Source organism: Rathayibacter sp. AY1F9 (assembly GCF_002932155.1).
Taxonomy (GTDB): domain Bacteria; phylum Actinomycetota; class Actinomycetes; order Actinomycetales; family Microbacteriaceae; genus Rathayibacter.
In genome coordinates this window covers 74,303-98,352 of record NZ_PSVA01000008.1, presented here as the reverse complement: position 1 = coordinate 98,352, position 24,050 = coordinate 74,303, and the positions used below count along the sequence as shown (strand labels likewise).

Sequence of the window (24,050 nt, the reverse complement as noted above, 5' to 3'; positions counted from 1 at the left end):
GCGCCTCGCGCCACTCCTCCCCCGAACCGGGGACGGGTGGCGCGAGGATCGCGCCACCGCCCCGCCTCTCCGGGCGACCGGCCCCGGCCGGGGCTAGCCTGACGCGATGGAGTCGGAACCGATGGCGATCCGGACGCGACGGGTGTACGGCCCATCGGTCCTGCGGCGCCTCCGCGCCCTCCTCCTGCGGCTCCTCGGCGCCGGCCTCGCGGCCGTGCTCATCCCGTTCGCCGTCCTCGCGGACCGCCGCGGGGTCCTCGACGAGTCGGTGCTCGCGCTCGGGCTCCTCGCCCTCACCGTCGTCATCGGACTGGCCTCGGCGGTCTCGCTCTTCGTCGTCTCCCCCACCCGCGTGATGACGACCGAGACGCAGGTCGTGCTGATGCGCGGCCGCCGCCGCCGCGAGCAGTGGCCCCGCCGGTCGGTCCGCTTCCTCGAGTCCGCCGACGGCGACGGCTTCGTCGCCTGGTGCCGCGGAGACGGAGTCGAGGTCCGCTGCGGCCACTTCCGCCCGGAGGACCTCGCCGCCCTGCTCGCCGACCTCGGCGCCGCCGCCCGCGTCCGCGACGCCCTGCCGCCCGCTCTGGCCGGGCCCGCCTCGGCCGTCCGCTTCCGGCCGCACCGCGCTCCGCTCCAGCGCCGGGCGGTCGCCCTGGTCGTCGTCGCCACGGAGGCGTTCGCCGCCGGCGTCCTGGCCGTCGCCCTCGCGGGATCCCCGTCGGGCGACCGCGCGCAGATCGCGCTGGGGGCGGTCGTCGTGGCGCTCTCCCTCCCGCTCGGGCTGGTCGCCGCGCGGCTGGCGCTGCGGCCCGGGCTGCCGGGCTCGATCGTGGTGTCGGAGTCGGCCATCCAGATCGACGGGCTGATCTTCGCGCTCGAGGCTCTGCGCTCGGTCGTCGCCTCGAGCCCGACGGGGAGCCGGAGCCTCCGCCTGACCCTCACCGAGACGAACGGCCGCATCACGGAGGTCCCCCTCGGGCTGCGGGTGCCGACGCTGCGGCGCGACCAGCTCTTCCCCGACTACCCGCTGCTGCTCGGCGTGCTGCGCGAGCGCACGGCGGGGCTGCTGCGGATCGAGGGCTGAGCCTCAGTCCTCGGCGCCGTCGGCGATGCGCTGGTGGTGGTGGATGACCTCGGCGACGATGAACCCGAGGAACTTCTCGGCGAATGCCGGGTCGAGGTGCGACTCCTCGGCGAGCGCCCGCAGCCGCGCGATCTGGCGGGCCTCGCGCTCGAGGTCCGCGGCGGGCAGCCCGTGCGCGGCCTTCAGCCGGCCGACCTTCTGCGTGAACTTGAAGCGCTCGGCGAGCAGGTGGATCAGCGCCGCGTCGATGTTGTCGATGCTCTGACGGATCTGCACGAGCTCGGCCCGCGCCAGGGACTCCTCGTGCGACGGCTCCTCGTGCGACAGCTCCTCGTGCGACGGCTCCTCGTGCGACGGCTCCTCGTGCGACAGCTCCTCGTGCGACAGCTCCTCGGTCATGCCCCGACCCTAACGGACCGCCCCCGGACACGACGACGGCCCCTGCCCGGAGTCCGGGAGGGGCCGTCGAGAGGTCCCGGTCAGTCGACCAGGTTGATCTGCACGGGGATGTTGCCGCGGGTGGCGTTGGAGTACGGGCAGAGCTGGTGCGCCGCATCGGCCACCTTCTGCGCGTCCTCGGAGCTCGCCTTCGGCACGTAGACGTCGAGCTCGACCGAGAGGCCGAAGCCGTCGGAGTCGTTCTTCCCGATCGAGACGCTGGCCGAGACGGCCGCGTCGGTCGTGTCGATCTTCAGCTGGCGACCGGCTCCGTGCAGGGCGCTGAGGAAGCAGGCGGAGTAGCCGGCCGCGAACAGCTGCTCGGGGTTGGTCCCCTCGCCGGAGCCGCCGAGCTCCTGCGGGGCGCGGGTGTCGAGGTCGAGACGGTCGTCCTCGGTGCGGACGTGGCCGTCGCGTCCTCCACCGGAGGCGTGGGCGATGGCGGTGTAGAGAGCATCCATCCCCCCATCCCACCACTCGGCCGCCGTGAGTCGGGTGAACGCGGGATGCACGTCCGTGCGTTCTCCCGGGAATCCCCCTCGGGAACGCTCCGGGGAGCGTCAAGCCCCTCCCCCTCGGCGCCCTCCGGGTGTGCGGTGGAGGGACACCGACCCCGACCGGCGCGAGCCGGAGAACGGACACGAGCATGCGAGCACTCACCTGGCAGGGCATCGAGAAGGTCTCGGTCGAGACCGTCCCCGACCCCCGCATCCAGCAGCCGACCGACGCGATCGTCCGGATCACCTCGACCGCGATCTGCGGCTCCGACCTGCACCTCTACCGCCTCCTCGGGCCCTACATCGACCGCGGGGACGTGCTCGGCCACGAGCCCATGGGCGTCGTCGAGGAGGTGGGCTCCGGAGTCACCACCCTGAAGCCCGGCGACCGGGTCGTCGTGCCCTTCACCATCGCCTGCGGCGAGTGCTTCATGTGCCGCCGAGGGCTGCAGTCGCAGTGCGAGACGACGCAGGTCACCGAGTACGGCTCGGGAGCGGCGCTCTTCGGCTACACGAAGATGTACGGCCAGGTCCCCGGCGGGCAGGCCGAGCTGCTCCGCGTGCCGCTGGCCGACTACAACACGATCGTCGTCGGCACGGACCTGCCGGACGAGCGCTACCTCTTCCTCAGCGACATCGTGCCCACCGCGTGGCAGGGCGTGGAGTACGCGCAGGTGCCCGACGGCGGGACCCTGGTCGTCTTCGGACTCGGCCCTGTCGGCCAGTTCGCGGCGCGGATCGGCGCCCACCGCGGCTACCGCGTCCTCGCCGTGGAGCCCGTCGCCGAGCGGCGCGCGATGGCCGAGCGGTACGGCGTGGAGACCTTCGACCTGTCCGACGACATCGCCGCGCAGCTGCGCGACCTCACGGACGGGCGCGGCCCCGACTCCGTCGTCGACGCGGTCGGCATGGAGGCGCACGGCTCGCCGGTCGGCTCGTTCGCTCAGTCGATGGCGGGGCTCCTGCCCGACCCGATCGCCCGCAAGGCGATGGACACGGTCGGCGTCGACCGCCTCGCCGCGGTCCACGCGTCCCTCGACCTGGTCCGCCGCGGCGGCACCGTCTCGCTGAGCGGGGTCTACGGCGGAGAGGCCGACCCGATGCCGCTGAAGTCGATGTTCGACAAGCAGGTGACGGTGCGGATGGGCCAGTGCAACGTGAAGCGCTGGATCGACGACCTGCTGCCGCTGGTGGAGGACTCCTCCGATCCGCTCGGCGTGATGGACCTCGTGACCCACCGGGCGCCGCTCGAGGACGCTCCGGCCCTCTACGAGACCTTCCAGAAGAAGGAGGACGGCTGCATCAAGGTCGTCCTGCACCCCTAGCCGGGGAACAGCGAAGGCGGCGCCCCCCGAGGGGAGCGCCGCCTTCGCGGTATTGCCGAGACCTACTTGAAGACGTCCTTGACGTCCTCGCCGGCCTTCTTGGCCGAGGCCGCGGCCTGGTCCTTCTGGCCTTCGGCCTTCAGGCTGTCGTCGTTCTTGTGGTCGCCCAGGGCTTCCTTCGCTTTGCCGGCGATGTCCTGAGCGGCGTTCTTGATCTTGTCATCGAGCCCCATGGTGGTGCCTCCTTCGCTGATCGTTGGCACGACCGTAGGACCGGGAACTGCCCGCTTCCTGGGAGCGGGAAGGGGCTTGCCCGGGTGCCCGCTGGACTGCGATGATTCGCGCCCTCGACCGGTGCCGGCCGGTCGAGGGCGCGGGATCAGGTCGCCGGGGTGGCGGACTCGGACGGAGCGGACTGCGAGGGCGCGTTCGTGGGCGTCTGCGACGATCCGTCGTCGGCGCTGGTGGGCACCGCGCTCCCCGACTGGTACGGCGTCTGGGCGTCGCCGGTGCAGCCGGCCAGCAGGCCGATCGTCAGAGCGGAGGCGCCGAGCGCCCCGAGGACCCGTGCGGCGCTCACTTGCCCGTCACCGCGTCCTTGACGGCCCCCACTGCCTTCTCGACGATGTTCGGCTTCGGGTCGGTGCCGTAGAGGCGCTCGTCCGGCTGCGTGGGCGGGGGCATCGGGACGTTGCCGCCGGGCTCCGCGACGCGGTAGCTGAACTCTCCCTTGCCGTCCGGGGTCGGGCCCGAGGCCCAGCTGCCCTCGGAGGCCGCTGCTCCGTCCGAGAAGTTGATGTACTCGTACGACACGGAGCGCTCCTCCTTCGAGATCGGGAAGTTCGAGGGCACGGGCAGGTCCTCCCGGCCCTCCGCGCGCAGCTCGGCGGCTGCCGCGATCCACTGGTTCTGGTGCATGGTGTCGCGAGCCAGGAGGAACGACAGGAGGTCGCGCACGCCGTGGTCGTCGGTCATGTGGTAGAGCCGGGCGACCTGGAGCCGGCCCTGCATCTCCGCGTTCGCGTTGGCGGTGAAGTCGGCCAGCAGGTTGCCGCTGGCGGTGATGTAGGAGCCCTGCCACGGGTTGCCCATGCTGTCGACGGGGCGCGCGCCGGCGCCGGCCACGATGGCGTGCTGCACGTCGGAGCCGCCGATGACCGCCGCGAGCACGGGGTCCTTCTTCATCGCGTCCTCGGACTGCTCGACCGGGGCCTTCTCGAGCAGCTGGGCGATCATCACGGCGATCATCTCGACGTGGCCGAACTCCTCGGCGCCGATGCCGAAGAGCAGGTCCCGGTACTTGCCCGGGTCGTGGGCGTTCCAGGCCTGGAAGCCGTACTGCATCGCCACGGTGATCTCGCCGTACTGGCCGCCGAGCACCTCCTGGAAGCGGCGGGCGAAGACCGCGTCGGGCTTCGAGGGCGTGGACGTGAACTGGAGTTCCTGACGGTGGAAGAACATGACTGGTTGCCTTTCCGGGGTTGCCGGGCGGATCCGGGTGCGGACGTCCGATGTCTGTCCTCTCGACGGTAGGGAGCCCTGTTCGCGGGTCAGAAGGGGCTTGACGCGGCGGCGGAGCAGTCGATCCACGGGCCCTCGGGACCCGCCCTCGTGGGCGCGGGATGGTAGCCCCATCGGGGGGTCAGCCGCTATGCCCTTCCCGGTACTCGAGGGCCCGAACAGACTGGCGACGCCGGCACGCATTCATTCCCCACTCGATCCTGGAAGGGACAGACGATGTCGAACATCGATCCCGCTTCACCTCCGTTCGGAGACGGCGCCGCGAACTTCGGCGCGACCGAGACCCCCATCGACAGCGGGGCGCACGTCGCCTCCACGGACACCTCCTCCGGCTCCTCCTCGGGCGGCACGGCCGACTCCGCGAAGGAGAAGGCGAGCGCCGCCGCGGGCACCGCCAAGGACCAGGCCGGCGCCGTCGCCGGCGACGCCAAGCAGGCCGCGAGCGAAGTGCTCTCGACCGGCAAGGACGAGGCCGCCAACGTGGTCCAGGAGGCCAAGGTCCAGGTCAAGGACCTCTACGACCAGAGCCGCACCCAGCTCACCGAGCAGGCCCACGCCCAGAAGGAGAACGCCGCCAAGGGCGCCCGCGCCTTCAGTGACGACCTGACCGCGCTGGCCAACGGCGAGGGCGGCAGCGACAACGCCGCCGCGAAGCTCGTCTCCCAGGCGGCCACCCGCGTGCAGGGTGTGGCCTCGTGGCTCGAGAACCGCGACCCGTCCGAGCTCCTCGACGACGTCCGCGCGTTCGCCCGCCGCCGCCCGGGTGCCTTCATCCTCATCGCCGCGGCGACGGGACTCGTCGGCGGGCGCCTCATCCGAGCCCTGACCGCCGAGGCGAAGGACGAGAAGGAGGCGACGAGCACCCGCACCGACGGGCCCGAGTTCGACGCCCCCGCCTCGACCACCGCGTACTCCGACGCCTCCGCGTACGACGCGCCCGTCGCGTCCGCCTACGGCACCGTCGGATCGAGCTCCCTCGAGCGCGACTACGCGCCGACCGAGCCCGTCGCCGACCCGCTCGACGGCGGCTTCCCGAACGGCGGCCGGCTGTGACCGACCCGACGGGCGTCCACCGCTCGACGGAGACGCCCGACCAGCGGGCCGGGTCGACGTCGCTGGGCGATCTGCTCGGCGAGGTCTCGCGCGACCTCTCCACCCTGATCCGCCAGGAGATGGCCCTCGCCAAGGCCGAGCTCAAGGAGTCCGCCGGCAAGGCGGGCAAGGGAGCGGGCCTCCTCGGCGGGGCGGGGTACGCCGCGCTGATGGCCGTGCTCTTCCTCTCGATCGCCCTCTGGTGGGGCCTGGGCACTCTGATCGGCAACGGCTGGTCCGGAGTGGTCGTGGCCGTCATCTGGGCGATCGTGGCCGCGATCCTCTACGCGGTGGGCCGCAAGAGCCTGAAGCAGGTCGACGGCGCTCCCGAGACGGTCGACTCCCTCAAGAAGATTCCCGACACCCTCAAGCCGAACGGGGCAGGACGATGACGTACGACGCAGGACAGAACAAGACACCCGAGGAGATCCGGGCGGACATCGAGCGCACGCGCCTCGAGCTGGGCGGGGACGTCGACGCGCTGGCCGAGAAGGTCAGCCCGTCCGCCATCGCGCAGCGTCAGACCGACAAGGTCAAGTCGGCCGTGGGCTCCGTCCGCGACCGGGTGATGGGCTCGGCGCACGACGCCTCCGACTCGCTCTCGAGCGGTGCGGGCTCGGCGAAGGCCAAGGCCGAGGGCAACCCGTTCGCCGTGGGGCTGATCGCCCTCGGCGCCGGACTCCTCGTCGCCTCGCTCATCCCCGCCTCCAGCAAGGAGAAGGAGGCGGCGAGCCGCGTCAAGGAGCAGGCCCAGCCGGTCGTCGATAAGGTGACCGACGCGGCCAAGGAGGCGGCGAGCGAGCTCCGCGAGCCCGCGCAGCAGGCCTTCGCCTCCGTCAAGGAGACCGCGACCGACGCCGCGCAGAACGTCAAGGAGGCGGGCACCTCCGCCACCGACGACGTGAAGGACTCGGCCCGCGAGGCCAAGCACGCCGTCCAGGAGGACGTGCAGCACTGATCCGTCGGCGCTGACAGGGCGGTGGGCCTCCGGGCCCGCCGCCCTTCGTCGTGCCGCCGGGAATACACCGCCGCCCGCGCTCCTTGCCCTCCGTATGCGATCGATCGTCTACTCCCGCACCGGTGACTCCTCCGTCCTCTCCCTCGTCGACCGGGAGGAGCGGGCGCCGGGCGCCGGCGAGGTCCGCGTCCGCGTCCTGGCGTCGGGCGTGAATCCGACCGACTGGAAGGCGCGCGCCGACGGCGACCTCGCGTTCGACGAGGTCGTGCCGAACCAGGACGGCGCCGGTGTCGTCGAGGCGCTGGGCGAGGGCGTCGAGGGCCTGGCCGTCGGCGACCGGGTCTGGATGTACCTCTCCGCGCACCGCCGCCCCACCGGCACCGCGCAGGAGTCGGCGGTGCTCGCCGCCGAGCACGTCGTGCGCCTGCCCGAGGGCGTCGGCATCGACGTCGCCGCGAGCCTCGGCGTCCCCGCGATGACCGCCCACCGCGCCCTCACCGTGCACGAGCACGGCCCCTCCCGTCTCGCGCCCGGCGCCCTCGCCGGCCGCACCGTCCTGGTCCAGGGCGGCGCCGGAGCCGTCGGGCACGCCGCGATCCAGCTCGCGGTCTGGGCCGGGGCGACCGTCATCGCGACGGTGAGCAGCGACTCCAAGGAGCGGCTCGCCCGTGCGGCCGGCGCGCAGCACGTGCTGCAGTACCCGGACGACGCGCTCGCCGACCGGATCCGCGGGCTCGCCCCCGAGGGCGTCCAGCACGTGGTCGAGGTCGCACCGGCTCAGAACGCCGCGCTCGACGTCGAGGTGCTCGCCAACCACGGCAGCATCGGGTACTACGCGAACAACAACGGCGACGAGTTCACCGTGCCGATCGTCGCGAGCTTCGCGAAGAACGCCCGGTGGCAGGGCCTGCTGCTCTACACGGTGGGCGAGGAGGCGCTGCAGGCCGCGGCCGAGGACATCACCGCGGCGCTCGCCGACGGCGCGCTCCCGGTGGGCGAGGAGGCGGGCCTCCCGCTGACCTGGTTCCCGCTCGAGGAGACCGCGGCCGCCCATGACGCGGTCGAGCAGGGCGCGACGGGAAAGGTGCTCATCCGCGTCGCCGACTGACCGCGAGGGCTCGCCTCTGATCGGCTCCCGGCCCGATCAGCCCCGGAGCGGGGGCGAGCCCGGGACGGTCGAGCGGTCGGCCAGGCCGACCACGAGCTCGGCGAGCGCCTCCTCCGCCGTGCGGGTCGGCGCCCAGCCGAGCTCGGCGCGGGCGCGCTCGGTCGACATCACCGGGACGTTGCCCGCGATGTCGAGCCAGCCCGCGTCGGTGCGCTGCAGGCGCAGGTGCCAGGTCGCGGTGACGACGGAGCGGAGCAGCCCGAACGGCACCGTGACCAGGCGGGCGCCGAAGGCGTGCGCCAGCCGCTCCGGCGTGAGGACCGGCTCGGCCGCGATGTTGAAGGCCCCGCCGGCGCGCCGGTCGAGCGCGCGCCAGAAGGCGTCGGCCACGTCGTCGGCGTGCACGCCCTGGAAGACGATGCTCCTCGGCAGCGGAAGGACCGGGATCCGGACCGCCTTCAGCCACCGCGTCGGGTAGTGGGGTCCGGCGAAGAGCCCGGCGATCTCGGTCGCCGCTCCGCGCTGGAAGACGAGCCCCGGGCGCAGGCGTGTGACGACGATCTCGGAGTGCCGCTCCTCGAAGGCGTCGAGCTGCCGCTCGTTCGCGGCCTTGTGGCGGCTGTAGGTCGAGGTGTGCAGGCCGCCCGTGGGCCAGTCCTCGGTCACCCGGATCGACTTCGGCGCGGCGCTGTAGGCGCCCACGGACGAGGCGACGGCGACCTGGCCGACTCCCGCGGCGGCGACCGCCTCGAGCACGGCCGCGGTGCCTCCGACGTCGACCAGCCGCTGGAACGGCTCGTCGTGGCTGGGCTGCAGCGCCCAGGCGAGGTGGACGACGGCGTCGACGCCGGCGAAGGCCTCGCGGAGCCGCCGCGGGGCGACGCTCGACGCGAGGTCGATCTCGACCCAGCGCACGTCGCGGTACTCCTCCGAGCGGAGCCGAGGGGCCCGGCGGGCGATGCCCACGATCTCCTCCACCCCGGCCTCGCCGTGCAGGCGCCGCAGCAGCGCCGTCCCCAGGTTGCCGGTCGCCCCGACGATCGCGATCCGCATGGCGTCATCCCTCCGGGAGCGGCGCACGCCGACCCCCTTCTCCGAGGCTAGGCAGGGGCGCCGCCGAGGAGGAGCCGCTTGACAGCGGGCACGACGGGACGCTCGGCGGGGACCGCCGGCGGCCGGCGGGGTGAACGCTCCTCCCCAGGGCGGATGCGGCCTAGACCACGGCGGGAGCGGGCGCATCCCCCCGCGCGGCCGGCCGCCGATCCCTAGCCTGGGACGATGCTGTCGACACCGCCCCGCCGCGTCCTCCCCGTGCGACACGAGGTCGAGGGCGTCACGCTGCGGACGGTCGACACCGGTCCGGCCGGAGCGGGCGCGGTGTTCGTCCTGATCCACGGGATCGGGATGTCGCACCACACCTTCTCGCCGCTCGCCGCCCGCCTGAAGCGGCACGGCCGGGTGATCGGCGTCGACCTCGCCGGCTTCGGCGCGAACGCGCGCCCGCGGCGGAGGGTCGGCCTCGAGGACCACGCGCGGCAGGTCGAGCAGGTCCTCCGCGGACTGGGCGTCTCGCGCGCGGTCGTCGTCGGGCACTCGATGGGGTCGCAGGTGGCGGTCGAGCTGGGGCTGCGCGCGCCCGGCCTGGTCGACGGCGCGGTGCTGATCGGGCCGGTGGTGGATCCGCAGCGGCCCGGAGCGGTCCGCCAGGGGCTCGCGCTGCTGCGGGACTGCCTCGGCGAGCCGGTGGGCGTCGACGCGATCCTGCTGGCCGACTACCTGCGCGGCGGCCTGCGCTGGTACCTGCGCCAGCTGCCCGAGATGCTGAGGCATCCGGTGCAGGAGCGCGTCGCCCGGCTGGAGGTGCCGGTCCTCGTCGCCCGCGGCCGCGACGATCCGATCGCCACCCGTGACTGGTGCGAGCGGCTCACGGCCCACGCGCGCGAGGGGCGGCTCGTCGAGTTCGCCGGCTCGCGCCACGTCGTCCCCCGCACCGAGCCCGGAGCGCTCGCCCGCGAGATCCTCCGCTTCGCCGCTGCGCTCGGCGAGAGGCCCGCCGCCCCGCTCCCCCTCCGGTCGGAGCCGGCCGCATGAGCCGGCTCCGACGCCTGGTCCGCGACGCCGTCTGGTGGATCCGCGACTACGCCTACGCCGTCGCCTGGCAGGTACGCGGCGTCCTCTCGCGCCGCGCCCCGGACGACTACCTCGACGGCGACCGGCGGCCCGTCGTGGTCCTCCCGGGGATCTGGGAGACCTGGTCCTTCCTCCGCCCGATCATCGATCCGCTGCACGAGCGCGGGCACCCGCTCCACGTGCTGACGAGCCTCGGCCGGAACGGCCGCCCGGTCGCCCGGACCGCGGAGGACGTGGCCGCCTACCTCGCCGAGCACGGGCTCCGCGACGTGGTGATCGTCGCCCACAGCAAGGGCGGACTGATCGGCAAGTACGTGATGACCGAGCTCGACCCGGACGGCCGGGTCGACCGGATGGTCGCCGTGGCGACCCCGTTCGGCGGCTCCCGCTACGCGCCCTACCTGGTCCTCCGGAGCCTGCGCGCCTTCTCGCCGCGCGACGCCACGACCCTGCTGCTGTCGAGCCGCTCCGGAGCGAACGCGCGGATCACCTCCGTGTTCGGCCTCTTCGATCCGCACATCCCCGAGGGCAGCATGCTCGAGGGCGCGGTCAACGTCCGGATCGAGACCGGCGGGCACTTCCGCATCCTGAGCGACCCCGAGACGCTCACCGCGGTCGTCACGGCGGTCTCGGCGGAGGAGCGCGCCGACGGAGAGGCGCCCTGACGACGGCGGAACCCCTGACGACTCCGTAGCAACCCGCGTCGCCGCGGCGGAACCCCCTGGCGCCTCCGGCCCGCGAGGCGGAGCGTGGAGCCATGCCCGCCTCCTCCACCGGCCCGACCGAGCTCCTCCTCGTCCGTCACGGCGAGAGCCTCGCCAACATCGCGGCGAGCGCCGCCGAGGCCTCGGGGGCGCACGAGATCGCCGTCGACCGCCGCGACCCCGACGTCGAGCTCTCCCCCGCCGGCGAGGAGCAGGCCCGCGCGCTCGGCCGCTGGCTGGCCGAGGAGGCGCGGCCCGCCTCCGCCTGGACGTCGCCCTACCGCCGCGCCTCCGCGACCGCGCGTCTCGCCCTCGGCGAGGCCGGCATCGACCTGCGGCTGCGCCCCGACGAGCGCCTGCGCGACCGCGACCTCGGCGTCACCGACCGCCTCACCTCCGCCGGCGTGCGGGCCCGGATGCCCGAGGAGGCGGCGCGGCGCGAGTGGCTCGGCAAGTTCTACTACCGGCCGCCGGGAGGCGAGGCCTGGACGGACCTCGCGCTCCGCGTCCGCGCCTTCGTCGACCACCTCGCCGTCGCCGCGCCTCCCGGGCCGGCGATCCTCTTCTGCCACGACGCGGTCGTCCTCGTCCTCCGCTACGTCCTCGAGGGCCTCTCCGAGCACGAGCTGCTCGACATCGGCGCCTCGACGCCCGTCGCCAACGGCTCCGTCACCCGTCTCGTCCGCGACGGCGACGCGTGGCGCCTCGAGCTCTTCAACCGCACGTCCCACCTCGAGCGCTCCGGCGCCCCCGTCACCCGGCACGACGACCGCGCGGACGGAGAAGGAGACCCTCATGAGTGACCTCGTCTCCCGCGCCCTGCTCGAGCAGCGCTGGCCCCTCCCGGAGCCCGGAGGCTCGAAGCACTCCCGCGGCGACGTGGTCGTCGTCGGCGGCGCCCGCAAGACGCCCGGCGCCGCGATCCTCGCGGGGATCGCCGCGCTGCGGACCGGCGCGGGTCGCATCACGCTCTGCGTCGCCGAGTCGGTCGCGTCGGCCACCGCGGTCGCGCTGCCCGAGTGCGGAGTGGTCCCGCTCGCGGAGACGCGCACCGGCTCCGTCTCGGGCCGCGGGCTCGACGTCCTGGCCGGCGAGCTCTCCTCCGCCGACGTCGCCCTGATCGGACCCGGCCTGGACGACCCGCGCGCGACCGCCGCGACCCTCCGTGCCCTCGCTCCGCTCCTCGACGACGTGCCGGCCGTGCACCTCGACGCCTTCCCGCTCGGAGTCCTGCCCGGGCAGCGCCGTCTCGCACGGAGGCTCGCGGGCCGGCTCCTGCTGACCCCGAACTCGGAGGAGGCGTCCCGGCTCCTCGGCGAGGAGGTCGACGACGTCGAGCGGGCCGCCCTCGCGGTCGCCGAGCGCTACGGCGCGGTGGTGAGCCTGTTCAACACGATCGCCTCGCCCGACGGCGACGCGGTGCGGATCGAGGGCGAGCACCCCGGGCTGGCCACCGCGGGCAGCGGCGACGTGCTCGCCGGAGCGACGGCGGGCCTGCGCGGGCGCGGCGTCGATCCGATGGGCGCGGCCGCGTGGGGCGCGTTCCTGCACACGGAGGCTGACACGCGCCTCTCCGCGCGCATCGGCCCGGCCGGGTACCTCGCGAGCGAGATCCCGGGGGAGTTCCCGCGCGTGCTGGCGGGCTGAGCGGGGCGGGTGCGCTGAGGACGGCAGTCGTTCCGGACCGAGCCGGCGGCGTGAGCGGCGGCGATCACCGTGACCGCGGCGTCGACCTCAGTGCGCGACGTCGGCGACCGAGAACGCCACTCCCGGCGTGATCAGGATCGAGGTCTCGCGAGGCTCGCCCTCGCCCTGGTTCACCGTGATCCAGCGCGACGCGGAGCCGTCCAGGGCGCGGTCGATGCTCTCGCGCACCTCCGCGGCCGACGTCTCGCTCAGGCTGAACGGCGCCCCGCCGTAGATGATCTCGACGCGCTTCACAGCATGCTCTCCTCGCTCTGACGGGTGGTCCCGTGGGGCTCCTCGCTGATCCGCAGCCCGTGCGCCGTGTGCGAGTCGGCGAGCAGCTGGCGGATCCAGTCCGGGTTGATGTTCGGGGCACGGCCGCCGTGGTACTTGAAGCGCAGCGGGATGGCGGGGTGCAGCCAGATCGAGGTGCGTCCGTCGCCGACCGCCTGCGAGTCCTTCCACGAGAAGTAGAAGGACTCGTTGCGCGCGAGCTTCGAGCCGATCACGATCTGCAGGTGCGCCAGCAGACGGTCGTCGAAGTCGGCCTCGAGGGTCGAGTCGTAGATCAGTCGCCCCATCAGGCGGTTCTCCGTTCGGGAAGTCGCCCGTCCGCGAAGGATCGGGCGGAGTCGTGAGTGTCGATCCTACCGGCGCCCCGGATGCTCACCAGGAGTCGTCCTCCCCGTGGAAGTGCGGGATCTCGGTGTCGACGGCGGAGAGGGGCCCGGCGCCGCCGTCCTCCTCGGCCACGGGGTGCGAGACGCCCAGGCGGGCCGTCTCGCGGGTGAAGCGCTCGACGAGCTCCTCGTCGAGCAGTTCCTCGGCTCCGTCGTCCTCGGACTCCGAGAACAGCTGGCTCGCCGGTCCGATCAGCAGCGCCGCCCGTCCGGGCCGGCCGGACTCCTGGCGGATCGGGATGTCGACCGTGATCGACCCCTTGGTGAGCGCCAGCGCCTCCGCGTAGGCCAGCAGCGACCGCGCGATGGCGGTACCCGTCAGCACGGAGCTGCCGGCGTAGTGGATGCGTTCCATGCCTTATTCCTACTCCTCGGGCGGCCGACCGGTCAGCGGTTGCGCGGTCGAGGCGGGGAGCGCTAGCGCCGCGTCGATCCGGCGGTCGAGCGCGTCGCGGACGGCCGGCCACTCGGCCGCGAGGATCGAGTGGACGGCCGTGTCGCGCCACGAGCCGTCGGCCCGGCGCTGGTCGTGGCGGAGCACCCCCTCGAACACGGCGCCGAGGCGGAGGATCGCGGCCCGCGAGCGCGCGTTCACCGCATCCGCCTGGAGCTTCACCCGCTCGTAGCCGCTGTCGAAGGCGAGCCCGAGCACCAGCCGCTTCGCCTCCGGGTTCACGACGGTGCCCCACGTCTCGGGCGCGTAGGCCGTCCAGCCGAGGTGGGCCGCCTCGCGCGTCTCGTCGAAGTCGGCCAGCGAGGTCGTGCCGACGACGCGCCCCTCCTGCAGCACAGCGAACGGCAGGCCCGTGCCCCAGGGGTAGTAGCGGTCGACGAAGGCGCGGAACTCCTCCGGGGTGCCGGGGAGGCCGGCGGGTCCTCCTCCGTAGCCGCCGGCGAACACCTCCGGACGCCCGATCGCCCGCCCGAGCGGCTCGACGTGCTCGGCGGCGAGCGGCTCGAGGACGATCGAGCGGCCGACGAGCGTGACGGGACCGGGGCGGCGGGGACTGCTCATGCGATCAGTGTGGGGCACCGTGCCAGCATGGCTCCATGAGCACCGCCGCGCTGTTCGAGTCCGCCGCCGCCGCCCTCATCGGCCTGCTCGCGCAGGTGCGGGAGGACCAGTGGGAGCAGCCGGGGCTCGGTGTCTGGGACGTCCGCGGCCTCGCGGGCCACGCGTCGCGAGCGGTGCTGACGGTCGAGGCGTACCTCCTCGCTCCGGAGCCGCCCGAGCCGACCATCGAGGACGCGCTCGACTACTACGCCGCGCTGGCCGGGAACGTCGCCGACCCCGCGGCGGTGGCGCGGCGCGGGGTCGAGGCGGGGCTGCTGCTCGGCGACAGGCCGGCTCAGGCGCTGGCGGAGGCGGCGGGCCGCGCGGTCGAGCTGGTCGCCGCCCAGCGTCCCGGCCGCCTCGTCGCCGTGGGCGGCCACGCGATCGAGCTGGACGAGTACCTCCGGACCCGGCTGCTCGAGCTGGTCGTGCACACGCTCGACCTCTCGCGGGCCACCGGGATCCCGCACGTGCTGCCCGGCGAGGCCGTCGAGGCGTGCTGCGCGCTGACCGGCGGGCTGGCCGCTCGAGCCGGACGCGGCGAGGAGCTCCTGCTCGCGCTGAGCGGGCGGGAGCCCCTCGCCGCGGGGTTCTCGGTGGTGTGAGGGCGCCGGCCCCCGGCTGCGGGTTCTGCGCGGCGCCGGCCCTCCGGCCACCGGGCCCTCCGCGGTGGGGGCGCCGATCCTCAGGCCGCGGGGTCGGCGCGGCGCCGGCCTTCAGGCCACCGCGAGAGCGGCGACCGGCGACACCTTCGTGGCGCGGCGGGCGGGCAGCACGGCCGAGACGACCGTGATCACGACGCCCACCACGAGCACCGCCACCAGGATCGGCACCGGGACGGTCGGCGGGATCAGTCCGATGCCCGGCAGCGAGCCGAACACCGAGATCGCGCCGCACCAGCCGTAGACGATCCCGAGCACGATGCCGAGCACCGCGGCAGCGATGATCATCTGCGCCGCCTCGAGCACCACCATCGACCGCACCTGCGAGCCGGTGAAGCCGAGCGCGCGGAGCAGGCCCAGCTCGCGCCGGCGCTGCAGCACGCTGAGCGACAGCGTGTTGACCATCCCGACGGCGGCCAGGACGACCGAGAAGCCGAGCAGGACGCTCATCACCGCGGTGCTCACCTGGATGAACTGCTCGAACGCCGCGATCACCTCGGGATTCGTCTCACCCGAGCGCTCCATGATCGTGCCGAAGGTGGCGGCGGCGACCGCGAACATCGTGACCAGCGACACTCCGATGACCAGTCCGATGACGGCGCGGGCGCTGCGCGCCGGATTGCGGACGGCGTTGGCGGACGCCAGGCGGGCGACGGGGCCCCGGCCGAAGGCGCGGCCCACGAGGGCCGTGAGCGGAGGGAGCAGGACGGGCGCCCCGAGGATCACGCCGGTGAAGGACGCCATGCCTCCGACGAGCCCGAGGAGGACGCCGCCGGGGTTGGCGAGTCCGAGGACGACACCGGCGGCGAGCAGCAGCGCGCCGACCACGACGAAGACGATCGCCGTGACGTTGCGGGCGGTGCGGCCGCGCAGCTCCTCGTAGCGGGGCTCGGCGGAGGATCCGGCGGCCTGCGACGGCGCGACCGCGAGCACGCGGCGCGATCCGGACCACGAGGCGATGACCGTCGAGGCGACCACGGCGATCAGCGGCAGCACGAGGCCGGGCGAGACGAGCGGGTAGTCGAAGCGGGGCAGGGTGCCGCTCCGGATGGCGAGCTCCGCGGCGAGCGCCACGAGAGCGACGCCGACGACCAGGCCGATCGCCGCTCCGAGGAGCCCCTGCAGGAGGCCCGTGCGGACGATCCCGCTGCGCAGCGACCGGCCGGAGGCGCCGAGCAGGCGGAGCAGGGCGATCTCGCGGGTGCGCCCGGCGATGACGGTCGAGACCGCATTGGCCGTGACGATCCCGCCCACGAACACCGCGATGCCGAAGAAGACGGCGCCGACCATCCCGAGCATGAGGGCGACCTGGCCGATGCCGTCGATCCCCGCTGCCGCGAAGGCCGCGACCATGTCGGCGATGACCTGCACCAGCACGGCGCCGAACGCCGCGGCGAGTGCGGCGACGGTGACGATGGCGCCCCCGCCCTGGCTCGAGCCCGTGCGCACGCCGCTCACGCCGCGCCCTCCATCGTGAGCATCGCGCGCGAGATCTCCTCGGCGCTCATCCCGCGGCGGTCGTCGACGACGGCCCCGTCGCGGAGGAAGACGATGCGGTCGGCGTAGGCCGCCGCGATCGGGTCGTGGGTGACCATGGCGATCGACTGGCCGTACTCGCGGGTGGAGGCCCGGAGCAGGCTGAGGACCTCGCGGCCGGTGCGCGAGTCCAGGTTGCCGGTGGGCTCGTCGGCGAAGATCAGCTGCGGCCGGGTGGCGAGGGCGCGGGCGATCGCCACACGCTGCTGCTGCCCGCCCGAGAGCTCGTGGGGCCGGTGCGTGAGGCGCTCGCGGAGCCCGAGGGACTCGATCAGCCGGGCGATCCACTGCTCCTCGTCGCCGGTCACGGAGCGGCCGTCGAGCTCGAACGGGAGGCGGATGTTGCCGCGCACGTCGAGCGTGGGGACGAGGTTGAAGGCCTGGAAGACGAAGCCGACGCTGCGGCGGCGGAGCACGGTCAGCTCGGCGTCGCTCATCGAGGTGATCTCGGCGTCCCCGAGGAACACGCGGCCGGAGGAGGCGGTGTCGAGGCCGGCGAGGACGTGCATGAGCGTCGACTTGCCGGATCCGCTGGGGCCCATCACCGCGGTGAACTCGCCCCGCTCGATCGAGAGCGTGACGTCGTCGAGGGCGACGACGGGCGGCGTGCTGCCGTAGAGCTTGCGCACGCCCTCGACGCGCGCCACGACGGAGGAGGTCTGGTTCTGCATGTCCTCGACGCTACGGAGGCACCCGTGTCGCCGGCGTCGTCCGCAGTGGCTCGCGGCATCATCCCTCCGGCGGACCCGCGATGGTCCTGCGGGGTCAGCGGGGCCGGAGTCCCGCCCGGCGGAGGGCGAGGGCCGCCAGCGCGGCGGTGACGGCGGGGTCGCCGGTCCGCCAGCCCGCGGCGGCGTCCGGGTGCGCGGCGAGGATGTCGCGGGGGGACGCCTGGGTGAGCGCGCGCAGGGCCAGCAGCTCGGTGCCGCCGCCGGTCGAGCCGAGGGCGCGCAGCTCGGCGGTCCGGCGGGCGAAGCGGAGCCGGGGCCGGAGCCAGAGCACGGCCAGGAGCAGGAGCGGGAGGCCCCCGACGGCGAGCCCGGCGACCACGGCCAGGGCGCTCGCGAGCTGCTGCTGGTCGCGTCCGGCGGCGGCCAGCACGGAGCCGGCCCCGCTCGCCTCGTCGAACGGCGCGCGCACGGCGTCGCCGAGCAGGGGGATGCCGCCGAGGGTGGTCCCGGCGTCGCTCATGGTCGAGCCGAAGCCGCTGCCGGCGCTCTCGAGCCGCCGGCCGATCTCGGCCAGGCCGGCGATCAGCGAGCCGACCGCGATCCCCGCGGCGATCGCCACGACGGCCACGCCGAGAGCGAGGGCGTCGGCCAGGATCTGCCGCGCGCGGACGGCCGGGAGGTCGGCGTAGATCTGCATGCGCCGATTATCCGGCGCGCTCGGCGGCGGTCGTGTCCACACCGGAGGAAGGATTCGTCGAGAGGGCCCGGGATCCGCGTCACTCCGCGAGGTCCCCGACGTTCTTCCTCCGTTGTGACCACGTCGGCCGCCTCCGAGAGGTCTGCCCGACCCGGCTCCTCGCCGCTTCTAGTCGAGCAGGTCGTGCAGCACGACGACCTGCTCGCGCTCCGGCCCGACGCCGATCGCCGAGAACCGGGCGCCGCTCATCGCCTCGAGCGCGCGCACGTAGTCCTGCGCGGTCTGCGGCAGGTCCGAGAACTCGCGGCAGCCGGAGATGTCCTCCTGCCAGCCGGGGAACTCCTCGTAGATCGGCTTCGCGTGGTGGAAGTCGCTCTGCGAGACCGGGACCTCGTCGTGGCGCACGCCGTCGACGTCGTAGGCGACGCAGACGGGGATGGTCTCGAGGCCCGAGAGCACGTCGAGCTTGGTGAGGACGAAGTCGGTGACCCCGTTGATCCGCGCCGAGTAGCGGGCGATCGGGGCGTCGTACCAGCCGCAGCGGCGCGGGCGGCCTGTCGTGGTGCCGAATTCGAAGCCCTGCCGGCGGAGGTACTCGCCCCACTCGTCGAAGAGCTCGGTCGGGAACGGGCCGGCGCCGACGCGGGTCGTGTACGCCTTGATGACCGCGATGACGCGGTCGATGCGGTTCGGTGCGACTCCGGAGCCGGTGGCCGCTCCTCCCGAGGTCGCGTTGGAGGAGGTGACGAACGGGTAGGTGCCGTGGTCGACGTCGAGCATCGTGGCCTGGCCGGCCTCGAACAGCACCGTTTTGCCCGCGTCGAGCGCCTGCGAGAGGACGAGCGACGTGTCGGCGACCATCGGGCGGAGGCGCTCGGTGTACTGCAGCAGGTCCTCCAGCACCTGCTCGACCAGGATCGCGCGGCGGTTGTAGACCTTCACCAGCAGGTGGTTCTTCTGGTCGAGGGCGCCCTCGACCTTCTGGCGGAGGATGTTCTCGTCGAAGAGGTCCTGGATGCGGATGCCGACGCGGTTGATCTTGTCGGCGTACGCCGGGCCGATGCCGCGGCCGGTGGTGCCGATCTGGCGCTTGCCGAGGAAGCGCTCCGTCACCTTGTCGAGGGTGCGGTGGTAGCTGGTGATGACGTGCGCGTTGGCGCTGACGAGCAGCTTCGACACGTCGACGCCGCGCGCGCTCAGCGCCTCGAGCTCGTGGAACAGCACCTCGATGTCGACGACGACGCCGTTCGCGATGACCGGGACGACGCCCGGGGTGAGGATGCCGGAGGGGAGCAGGTGCAGGGCGTACTTCTCGTCGCCCACCACGACGGTGTGCCCGGCGTTGTTGCCGCCGTTGAACTTCACGACGTAGTCGACGCGGCTGCCGAGGAGGTCGGTGGCGCGTCCCTTGCCCTCGTCGCCCCACTGGGCGCCGGTGATGACGATTGCTGGCATGGCGTGTCCTTCTCGACGGGAGGGGCGGGGGTGGGCCGGTGCGGCGCGGCAGTCGTGCCGCCTCCGCGCGACCAGCCGCTCGATTCTAGCGGAGGGGCCGGAGGACGGCTCCAGCGCTCGGGGTCGGCCCCGCGGACTCGACCGGCTCCGGGCCGGCACCGCGGACGCATCGCCGAGCAATGCTCTCGATCCCGTCATGCGCAGTTCACATGCGGCGCATAGATTCGAGCACGTTCACACTCCACTCATCACGCGAACAGGACCACGATGCGCAGACTCCGCGCCGCAAGCCTCCTCGCCGTCGTCGCACTCGGAGCCGCCACCGCCGCTCCGATCGCCTCGGCCGCCCCTCTCGACGACGGCGTCGAGCTCACCCTGGTGTCGACGACCGACACGCACGGGCACGTCTACGACTGGGACTACTTCGCGAACGCGCCGTACCCGGCCGACGGTGCGCTCGGCCTCACCCGCGTCGCGACCGAGGTCGACCGCCTCCGCGCCGAGAAGGGCGAGGAGTCCGTGCTCGTCATGGACAACGGCGACGCGATCCAGGGCACGCCGCTCACCTACTACTACGGCCTCGGCGACGGCGCCGCGGGCGTCCTCTCCGGCGAGACGACGCACCCGATGGCCACCGCGTTCAACACCATCGGCTACGACGCGCAGGTCGTCGGCAACCACGAGTACAACTACGGGCTCGACATGCTCAGCGCGTACGAGGGCGACCTGAACGCCCCGCTGCTGGGCGCGAACGTCGTCGACGTCGCCACCGGCAAGCCGTACCACGACCCCTACACGCTGATCGAGCGCGAGATCGACGGGAAGACGGTCACCGTCGGCGTCCTCGGCCTCGTCACCCCCGGCGTCCGCGTCTGGGACAAGCAGTACGTCGACGGCGTCCTCGAGTTCCAGGACATGGTCGCCGCCGCGAAGCAGTGGGTCCCGATCGTGCAGGAGCAGGCGGACGTGGTCGTCGTCCTCGCGCACACCGGCCAGGGCACGGTGCCGGACGCCGAGTACGACCCGGCCGACCTCAACGAGGACGTCGTCAACAACATCGCGACGCAGGTCCCCGGCATCGACGTGGTCGTCGCCGGCCACAGCCACAAGGACCTGCCGCAGACGCTGTTCACCAACGTCGCCGGCGAGCAGGTGCTGGTCACCCAGCCCGAGTTCTGGGCGCAGGGCCTCACCGAGGTCACCCTGAACCTGGTGCCGGACGCCGCGGGCGGCCTCGAGGTCGACTGGTCGGCCGGGAACGCACCCGTCACGCAGCCCGTCTACGCGAAGGACATCGCCGAGGAGTCGCCCGCACTGGTCGACGCCCTCGCCGAGCAGCACGCCGCCACGATCGAGTACGTGAACACCCCCGTCGCCGACTCGGTCGAGGAGCTCTCGGCCGCGACCTCGCGCTACGAGGACACCCCGATCATCGACTTCATCAACACCGTCCAGGCCGAGACCGTCGAGTCGGCGCTCGAGGGCACCGAGTGGGCCGACCTGCCGGTGATCTCGCAGGCGTCGCCGTTCTCGCGCACCGCCGTCTTCCCGAAGGGGCAGGTCAGCATCCGCGACATCGCGGGCCTGTACATCTACGAGAACACCCTCCGCGGAGTGGAGCTGACCGGAGCCGAGGTGCGCGACTACCTCGAGTTCTCGGCCCGCTACTTCGTGCAGACCGCCGAGGGCGCCGTGTTCGACCCCGAGACCGGCACCAACGCGACGACCGAGGACCGCCCCGACGGCATCCCGGACTACAACTACGACGCGATCTCGGGCCTGGACTACGTGATCGACGTCTCCCAGCCCGCCGGCTCGCGGATCCGCGGTCTCGCCCACGCCGACGGCACCCCGGTCGCCGACGACGATCGCTTCGTGATGGCGGTCAACAACTACCGCCAGAGCGGCGGAGGCGCCTACCCGGCCGTCGCGCAGGCACCGCTCGTCTACGACGAGCGTCTCGAGATCCGCCAGCTCCTCATCGACTGGTCGACCGCCCGCGGCGTGATCGACCAGGCCGACTTCTACGACCCCAACTGGTCGCTGACGACGGAGCCCGCCGCCGAGGTCCCGGTCACCCCGGCGCCGACCGAGCCCGGCACCCCGACGGAGCAGCCCACCACAGCTCCGTCGCCGCACCCCACCACCACGGCGGCCCCCGTCGCGGGAGGCTCCGGCCCGGGCTCGCTCGCGAACACCGGCGCCGACGCGGCCGGCCTGATCGGCGGAGCCCTCGTGCTGCTGCTGTCGGGTCTCGCGCTGGTCGTCGCGCGACGCCGCCTCGCGGCCTAGCCGAGCAGGGCACGGGCGGCGGTCGGCGGGGTCTCCCGCCGGCCGCCGTTCGCCGTTCCGGAGGATCGCGGGACGATCGGGCCGCGGACCGGCGGCTCAGTCCCCGCGGCGTCGCGACCGGCGGGCCCGCCAGGCCGAGAACGCCCCGGTCGACCAGAGCGCCCAGACCACCAGCAGGGGCTGGAAGACGAGCCGCACCGCGCGCGCCGCGTCCGTCTCGAGGCCGAACGCCGGCGTCCGCGTCACCAGCTGCGAGATGTTCCCCGGGAAGACCGCGACGAAGAACGCGGCCACCACGACTCCCACGATCACGCGCCACCGCACGAGCACGACGAGCGCGAGCCCGAGCGCGATCTCGACGACGCCCGACGCGACGACCACCAGGTCCGGGTCGGCCGGCAGCCACGGCGGGACCTGCGCCTGGAAGGCCTGACGCGCGACCGTCAGGTGCGCCGTGCCGGCCGTGACGAGCAGCAGGCCCAGGAGGATGCGGGCGAGAGTGCGCAGAACGGAGCGGCGTCCTCCGTCGGGCGCTGTGGCGGCGGTCATGCCCCCCAGTCTGCGCTCGGAGCCCGCTCGCGCCGACCGCGCGCGCGTTCCGGCGGCGCCCCGTATCCTCGTTACCGCCCCGTCCGCAGACCGTGAAACGAGTTCCATGAGCACCCTGCCCCGCCTGATGGCCTTCGACCTCGACGACACCCTCGCCGCCTCGAAGTCCCCCGTCGACCCGGCGATGGCCGACCTCTTCGTGAAGCTGCTCCAGGCCACCGAGGTGTGCATCATCTCGGGCGGCCAGATCGGCCAGTTCCGGATGCAGGTGCTCGACCGCCTCGAGGGCGCCGACCCCGAGGTGCTCGCGAAGCTGCACCTCATGCCCACCTGCGGCACGCAGTACTACCGGTACGAGAACGGCGACTGGGCGCAGATCTACGCCGAGAACCTCACCGAGGACGAGAAGTCGCGCGCGCTCGCCGCCGTCGAGGAGAAGGCGAAGGAGCTCGGCTACTGGGAGTCCGAGACCTGGGGCCCGATCCTCGAGGACCGCGACTCGCAGATCACCTTCTCGGCCCTCGGCCAGTCCGCGCCCGTCGAGGTCAAGCAGGCCTGGGACCCGGACGGCGAGAAGAAGAACACCCTCCGTGAGAACGTGCAGGCCGTGCTCCCCGACCTCGAGGTCCGCTCCGGCGGCTCGACGTCGGTCGACATCACCCGGAAGGGCATCGACAAGGCGTACGGGATGAACAAGCTCACCGAGCTGACGGGCATCCCTCTCGACGACATGATCTTCGTCGGCGACCGCCTCGACCCGGACGGCAACGACTACCCCGTCAAGGCGATGGGCGTCGAGTGCTTCGCCGTCGAGGGCTGGCACGACACCGCCGCGTACCTCCGCTCCTACGGCCTGTAGGCCGCGCCCCGCGAGCCTCTGCCGCGGCGGGGGCGCTGCGGCAGGGCGGCGCCGGGCGGGCGGCGTTCAGCGGTCCTCGTTCAGCGAGCCGGCGGCGGTGCCGCCGAGGGCGAGCCGGAGCCGCTTGGGCAGTCCGGCGACGACGATCGCGTGGGACTCCTCGATCAGCTCCAGCACCAGCCCGGACTCCACCGCCCCGCCCGCATCGACGGTCACCCAGTGCTTCTTGTTCAGGTGGTACCCGGGCTCGATGCCCTCGACCCCCGCGACGAGGTGCACCACGTTCTCGGGCAGCGCCTTGACGCTCACGACGGGGCGCTCGAAGCGCTCCGACTCGAGCGCGAAGACCTTCCCGGCGACCTTCCACACCCGCGTGCCCGGGCCGAACGGGAAGCTCGCCTCCGCCCCCGCGAGCCCCTCGAGGAGCCGCCGTACCGCCGTGTCGTCCATCCGATCATCCTCCCGCACCCGACTGCGCCGGAGGCGGAACGCGCCCGCTCACCGGACCCGACTCGAGTCCCATCGGAGCGGCGCCCGTCGCCGCCGCTCCGGCGCCGAGGTCGGACGACGCGACGGCAGCGTCGGAGGAGCCGGAACGGAGCGGACGTCCTGATGGGTCGATGAGCGACTGCGGATGCGCCGGCGATCCTCCTCTCGCCGCCGGGGATCCGCGAACGAGCCCGCGCCCGGCCGAGGTGAGGCCGATCAGTCGGATCACGACGAGGCCGTGCAGCCGACGGAGACGCTGCACCTGAACGAGGAGGACGCCCTCGGGAGGCGGTCCTGCCCGTGCGCGCCTGGTGACGGAATCACGAAGGCCGTAGAGGCCATCCTCCGATCGGCCTTGTAGGGGTTCCTCGGGCGGGAAAGCGAGCGGGGAGACGCATCCGGGCAGCCGACACCGGAGCGCCTCATCCGGCCGGACTCACGGCCCGATCGATCCGCCAGGAGAGAGAAGGAACACAAGCGGGAGACGGCTCTGCGCCTCACCTGTCGATCAATCATCTCTCTTGCGGCAGAACAGGGCGACCTCGGAGTGAGGCGGATAGTCG

The 24,050-nt window shown here is 73.4% G+C and carries 29 protein-coding genes; 13 read left to right on the top strand and 16 right to left on the bottom strand.

Annotated elements, in window-relative coordinates; translation table 11 throughout:
* The first annotated feature begins 106 nt into the window (after window positions 1-106).
* Window positions 107-1,084 carry a hypothetical protein gene (locus C5C37_RS07535; RefSeq protein WP_146085199.1) on the top strand — a complete coding sequence of 326 codons (978 nt, stop codon included), beginning with the start codon at window positions 107-109 and terminating at the stop codon, window positions 1,082-1,084.
* 3 nt (window positions 1,085-1,087) lie between these two features.
* On the opposite strand, the gene C5C37_RS07530 is transcribed toward C5C37_RS07535, so the two are convergent.
* Together C5C37_RS07530 and C5C37_RS07525 are read right to left on the bottom strand one after the other, a co-directional pair.
* Entirely contained in the window at window positions 1,088-1,483 is a 396-nt protein-coding gene (locus C5C37_RS07530; RefSeq protein ID WP_104338733.1) for a chorismate mutase, read from the bottom strand.
* Between the two features lie 80 nt (window positions 1,484-1,563).
* The gene (locus C5C37_RS07525) at window positions 1,564-1,983 is read right to left on the bottom strand and encodes an organic hydroperoxide resistance protein (RefSeq protein WP_104222761.1); all 420 of its coding nucleotides are present in this window, start codon (window positions 1,981-1,983) and stop codon (window positions 1,564-1,566) included.
* 185 nt (window positions 1,984-2,168) lie between these two features.
* Here C5C37_RS07525 and C5C37_RS07520 point away from each other — a divergent pair, with 185 nt between their 5' ends.
* Window positions 2,169-3,344, top strand: a complete 1,176-nt coding sequence (locus C5C37_RS07520) for a zinc-dependent alcohol dehydrogenase (RefSeq protein ID WP_104222762.1) — start codon at window positions 2,169-2,171, stop codon at window positions 3,342-3,344.
* A gap of 62 nt (window positions 3,345-3,406) precedes the next feature.
* On the opposite strand, the gene C5C37_RS07515 is transcribed toward C5C37_RS07520, so the two are convergent.
* The 3 genes from C5C37_RS07515 to C5C37_RS07505 form a co-directional block, all read right to left on the bottom strand.
* Complete coding sequence (locus tag C5C37_RS07515; RefSeq protein WP_104222763.1) at window positions 3,407-3,577, bottom strand: CsbD family protein; 171 nt, start codon at window positions 3,575-3,577, stop codon at window positions 3,407-3,409.
* Between the two features lie 146 nt (window positions 3,578-3,723).
* Entirely contained in the window at window positions 3,724-3,924 is a 201-nt protein-coding gene (locus C5C37_RS07510; protein WP_104222764.1) for a hypothetical protein, read from the bottom strand.
* A complete protein-coding gene (locus tag C5C37_RS07505; RefSeq protein ID WP_104222765.1) occupies window positions 3,921-4,805 on the bottom strand; it encodes a manganese catalase family protein in 885 nt (294 codons plus the stop codon). The genes C5C37_RS07510 and C5C37_RS07505 overlap by 4 nt, the downstream gene beginning before the upstream one ends.
* Window positions 4,806-5,081: 276 nt before the next feature.
* Here C5C37_RS07505 and C5C37_RS07500 point away from each other — a divergent pair, with 276 nt between their 5' ends.
* The 4 genes from C5C37_RS07500 (at window position 5,082) to C5C37_RS07485 (ending at window position 8,023) form a co-directional block, all read left to right on the top strand.
* Window positions 5,082-5,918 carry a hypothetical protein gene (locus C5C37_RS07500; RefSeq protein ID WP_104225698.1) on the top strand — a complete coding sequence of 279 codons (837 nt, stop codon included), beginning with the start codon at window positions 5,082-5,084 and terminating at the stop codon, window positions 5,916-5,918.
* The gene (locus tag C5C37_RS07495; protein ID WP_104222767.1) at window positions 5,915-6,349 is read left to right on the top strand and encodes a phage holin family protein; all 435 of its coding nucleotides are present in this window, start codon (window positions 5,915-5,917) and stop codon (window positions 6,347-6,349) included. Before C5C37_RS07500 ends, C5C37_RS07495 begins: the two co-directional genes overlap by 4 nt.
* On the top strand, window positions 6,346-6,915 hold the full coding sequence (locus tag C5C37_RS07490; protein WP_104222768.1) for a DUF3618 domain-containing protein: 570 nt from the start codon (window positions 6,346-6,348) through the stop codon (window positions 6,913-6,915). The genes C5C37_RS07495 and C5C37_RS07490 overlap by 4 nt, the downstream gene beginning before the upstream one ends.
* A 94-nt stretch (window positions 6,916-7,009) precedes the next feature.
* Window positions 7,010-8,023 (top strand): NADPH:quinone reductase, encoded by a 1,014-nt coding sequence (locus C5C37_RS07485; RefSeq protein WP_104338732.1) that lies wholly within the window; start codon window positions 7,010-7,012, stop codon window positions 8,021-8,023.
* Window positions 8,024-8,059: 36 nt separating this feature from the next.
* Here the strand turns inward: C5C37_RS07485 and C5C37_RS07480 are convergent, their stop codons facing one another.
* Window positions 8,060-9,076: an NAD-dependent epimerase/dehydratase family protein gene (locus tag C5C37_RS07480; RefSeq protein ID WP_104338731.1), complete on the bottom strand. Its 1,017-nt coding sequence runs from the start codon at window positions 9,074-9,076 to the stop codon at window positions 8,060-8,062.
* 225 nt (window positions 9,077-9,301) lie between these two features.
* Between C5C37_RS07480 and C5C37_RS07475 the strand changes: the two genes are divergently transcribed.
* The 4 genes from C5C37_RS07475 (at window position 9,302) to C5C37_RS07460 (ending at window position 12,504) form a co-directional block, all read left to right on the top strand.
* A complete protein-coding gene (locus C5C37_RS07475) occupies window positions 9,302-10,114 on the top strand; it encodes an alpha/beta fold hydrolase (RefSeq protein ID WP_104338730.1) in 813 nt (270 codons plus the stop codon).
* Entirely contained in the window at window positions 10,111-10,818 is a 708-nt protein-coding gene (locus tag C5C37_RS07470) for a triacylglycerol lipase (RefSeq protein WP_104239324.1), read from the top strand. The genes C5C37_RS07475 and C5C37_RS07470 overlap by 4 nt, the downstream gene beginning before the upstream one ends.
* A 92-nt stretch (window positions 10,819-10,910) precedes the next feature.
* The gene (locus C5C37_RS07465) at window positions 10,911-11,660 is read left to right on the top strand and encodes a histidine phosphatase family protein (RefSeq protein ID WP_104247480.1); all 750 of its coding nucleotides are present in this window, start codon (window positions 10,911-10,913) and stop codon (window positions 11,658-11,660) included.
* A complete protein-coding gene (locus C5C37_RS07460) occupies window positions 11,653-12,504 on the top strand; it encodes an NAD(P)H-hydrate dehydratase (RefSeq protein ID WP_104273158.1) in 852 nt (283 codons plus the stop codon). The genes C5C37_RS07465 and C5C37_RS07460 overlap by 8 nt, the downstream gene beginning before the upstream one ends.
* Before the next feature lie 87 nt (window positions 12,505-12,591).
* Here C5C37_RS07460 and C5C37_RS07455 read toward each other — a convergent pair whose 3' ends face one another.
* From C5C37_RS07455 to C5C37_RS07440, 4 genes are all read right to left on the bottom strand, one after another.
* A complete protein-coding gene (locus C5C37_RS07455) occupies window positions 12,592-12,798 on the bottom strand; it encodes a hypothetical protein (RefSeq protein WP_104222775.1) in 207 nt (68 codons plus the stop codon).
* A complete protein-coding gene (locus C5C37_RS07450; protein ID WP_104297352.1) occupies window positions 12,795-13,124 on the bottom strand; it encodes an ATP-dependent DNA ligase in 330 nt (109 codons plus the stop codon). The genes C5C37_RS07455 and C5C37_RS07450 overlap by 4 nt, the downstream gene beginning before the upstream one ends.
* Before the next feature lie 85 nt (window positions 13,125-13,209).
* On the bottom strand, window positions 13,210-13,578 hold the full coding sequence (locus C5C37_RS07445; RefSeq protein ID WP_104222777.1) for a hypothetical protein: 369 nt from the start codon (window positions 13,576-13,578) through the stop codon (window positions 13,210-13,212).
* Between the two features lie 9 nt (window positions 13,579-13,587).
* Window positions 13,588-14,238 carry a GNAT family N-acetyltransferase gene (locus C5C37_RS07440; RefSeq protein ID WP_104250673.1) on the bottom strand — a complete coding sequence of 217 codons (651 nt, stop codon included), beginning with the start codon at window positions 14,236-14,238 and terminating at the stop codon, window positions 13,588-13,590.
* A gap of 35 nt (window positions 14,239-14,273) precedes the next feature.
* On the opposite strand from C5C37_RS07440, the gene C5C37_RS07435 reads away from it, so the two are divergent.
* Window positions 14,274-14,882 (top strand): maleylpyruvate isomerase N-terminal domain-containing protein, encoded by a 609-nt coding sequence (locus C5C37_RS07435; protein WP_104292747.1) that lies wholly within the window; start codon window positions 14,274-14,276, stop codon window positions 14,880-14,882.
* A 111-nt stretch (window positions 14,883-14,993) separates the two neighbouring features.
* Here the strand turns inward: C5C37_RS07435 and C5C37_RS07430 are convergent, their stop codons facing one another.
* The 4 genes from C5C37_RS07430 to C5C37_RS07415 form a co-directional block, all read right to left on the bottom strand.
* On the bottom strand, window positions 14,994-16,397 hold the full coding sequence (locus C5C37_RS07430; protein ID WP_104338729.1) for an FtsX-like permease family protein: 1,404 nt from the start codon (window positions 16,395-16,397) through the stop codon (window positions 14,994-14,996).
* The gene (locus C5C37_RS07425) at window positions 16,394-17,146 is read right to left on the bottom strand and encodes an ABC transporter ATP-binding protein (RefSeq protein ID WP_104222781.1); all 753 of its coding nucleotides are present in this window, start codon (window positions 17,144-17,146) and stop codon (window positions 16,394-16,396) included. The genes C5C37_RS07430 and C5C37_RS07425 overlap by 4 nt, the downstream gene beginning before the upstream one ends.
* Before the next feature lie 94 nt (window positions 17,147-17,240).
* Window positions 17,241-17,843, bottom strand: coding sequence for a hypothetical protein (locus tag C5C37_RS07420; RefSeq protein WP_104234281.1), 603 nt, complete (start codon window positions 17,841-17,843; stop codon window positions 17,241-17,243).
* A gap of 168 nt (window positions 17,844-18,011) precedes the next feature.
* Window positions 18,012-19,298, bottom strand: coding sequence for an adenylosuccinate synthase (locus C5C37_RS07415; protein WP_104250676.1), 1,287 nt, complete (start codon window positions 19,296-19,298; stop codon window positions 18,012-18,014).
* Window positions 19,299-19,565: 267 nt separating this feature from the next.
* Here C5C37_RS07415 and C5C37_RS07410 point away from each other — a divergent pair, with 267 nt between their 5' ends.
* Window positions 19,566-21,590, top strand: a complete 2,025-nt coding sequence (locus tag C5C37_RS07410; RefSeq protein ID WP_104273159.1) for a bifunctional UDP-sugar hydrolase/5'-nucleotidase — start codon at window positions 19,566-19,568, stop codon at window positions 21,588-21,590.
* Window positions 21,591-21,686: 96 nt separating this feature from the next.
* Here the strand turns inward: C5C37_RS07410 and C5C37_RS07405 are convergent, their stop codons facing one another.
* The gene (locus tag C5C37_RS07405; RefSeq protein ID WP_104225710.1) at window positions 21,687-22,139 is read right to left on the bottom strand and encodes a DoxX family membrane protein; all 453 of its coding nucleotides are present in this window, start codon (window positions 22,137-22,139) and stop codon (window positions 21,687-21,689) included.
* 106 nt (window positions 22,140-22,245) lie between these two features.
* Between C5C37_RS07405 and C5C37_RS07400 the strand changes: the two genes are divergently transcribed.
* A complete protein-coding gene (locus C5C37_RS07400; RefSeq protein WP_104225711.1) occupies window positions 22,246-22,998 on the top strand; it encodes an HAD-IIB family hydrolase in 753 nt (250 codons plus the stop codon).
* Window positions 22,999-23,064: 66 nt separating this feature from the next.
* Here the strand turns inward: C5C37_RS07400 and C5C37_RS07395 are convergent, their stop codons facing one another.
* Window positions 23,065-23,448: an MmcQ/YjbR family DNA-binding protein gene (locus C5C37_RS07395; protein WP_104222787.1), complete on the bottom strand. Its 384-nt coding sequence runs from the start codon at window positions 23,446-23,448 to the stop codon at window positions 23,065-23,067.
* Window positions 23,449-24,050 lie beyond the last annotated feature (602 nt).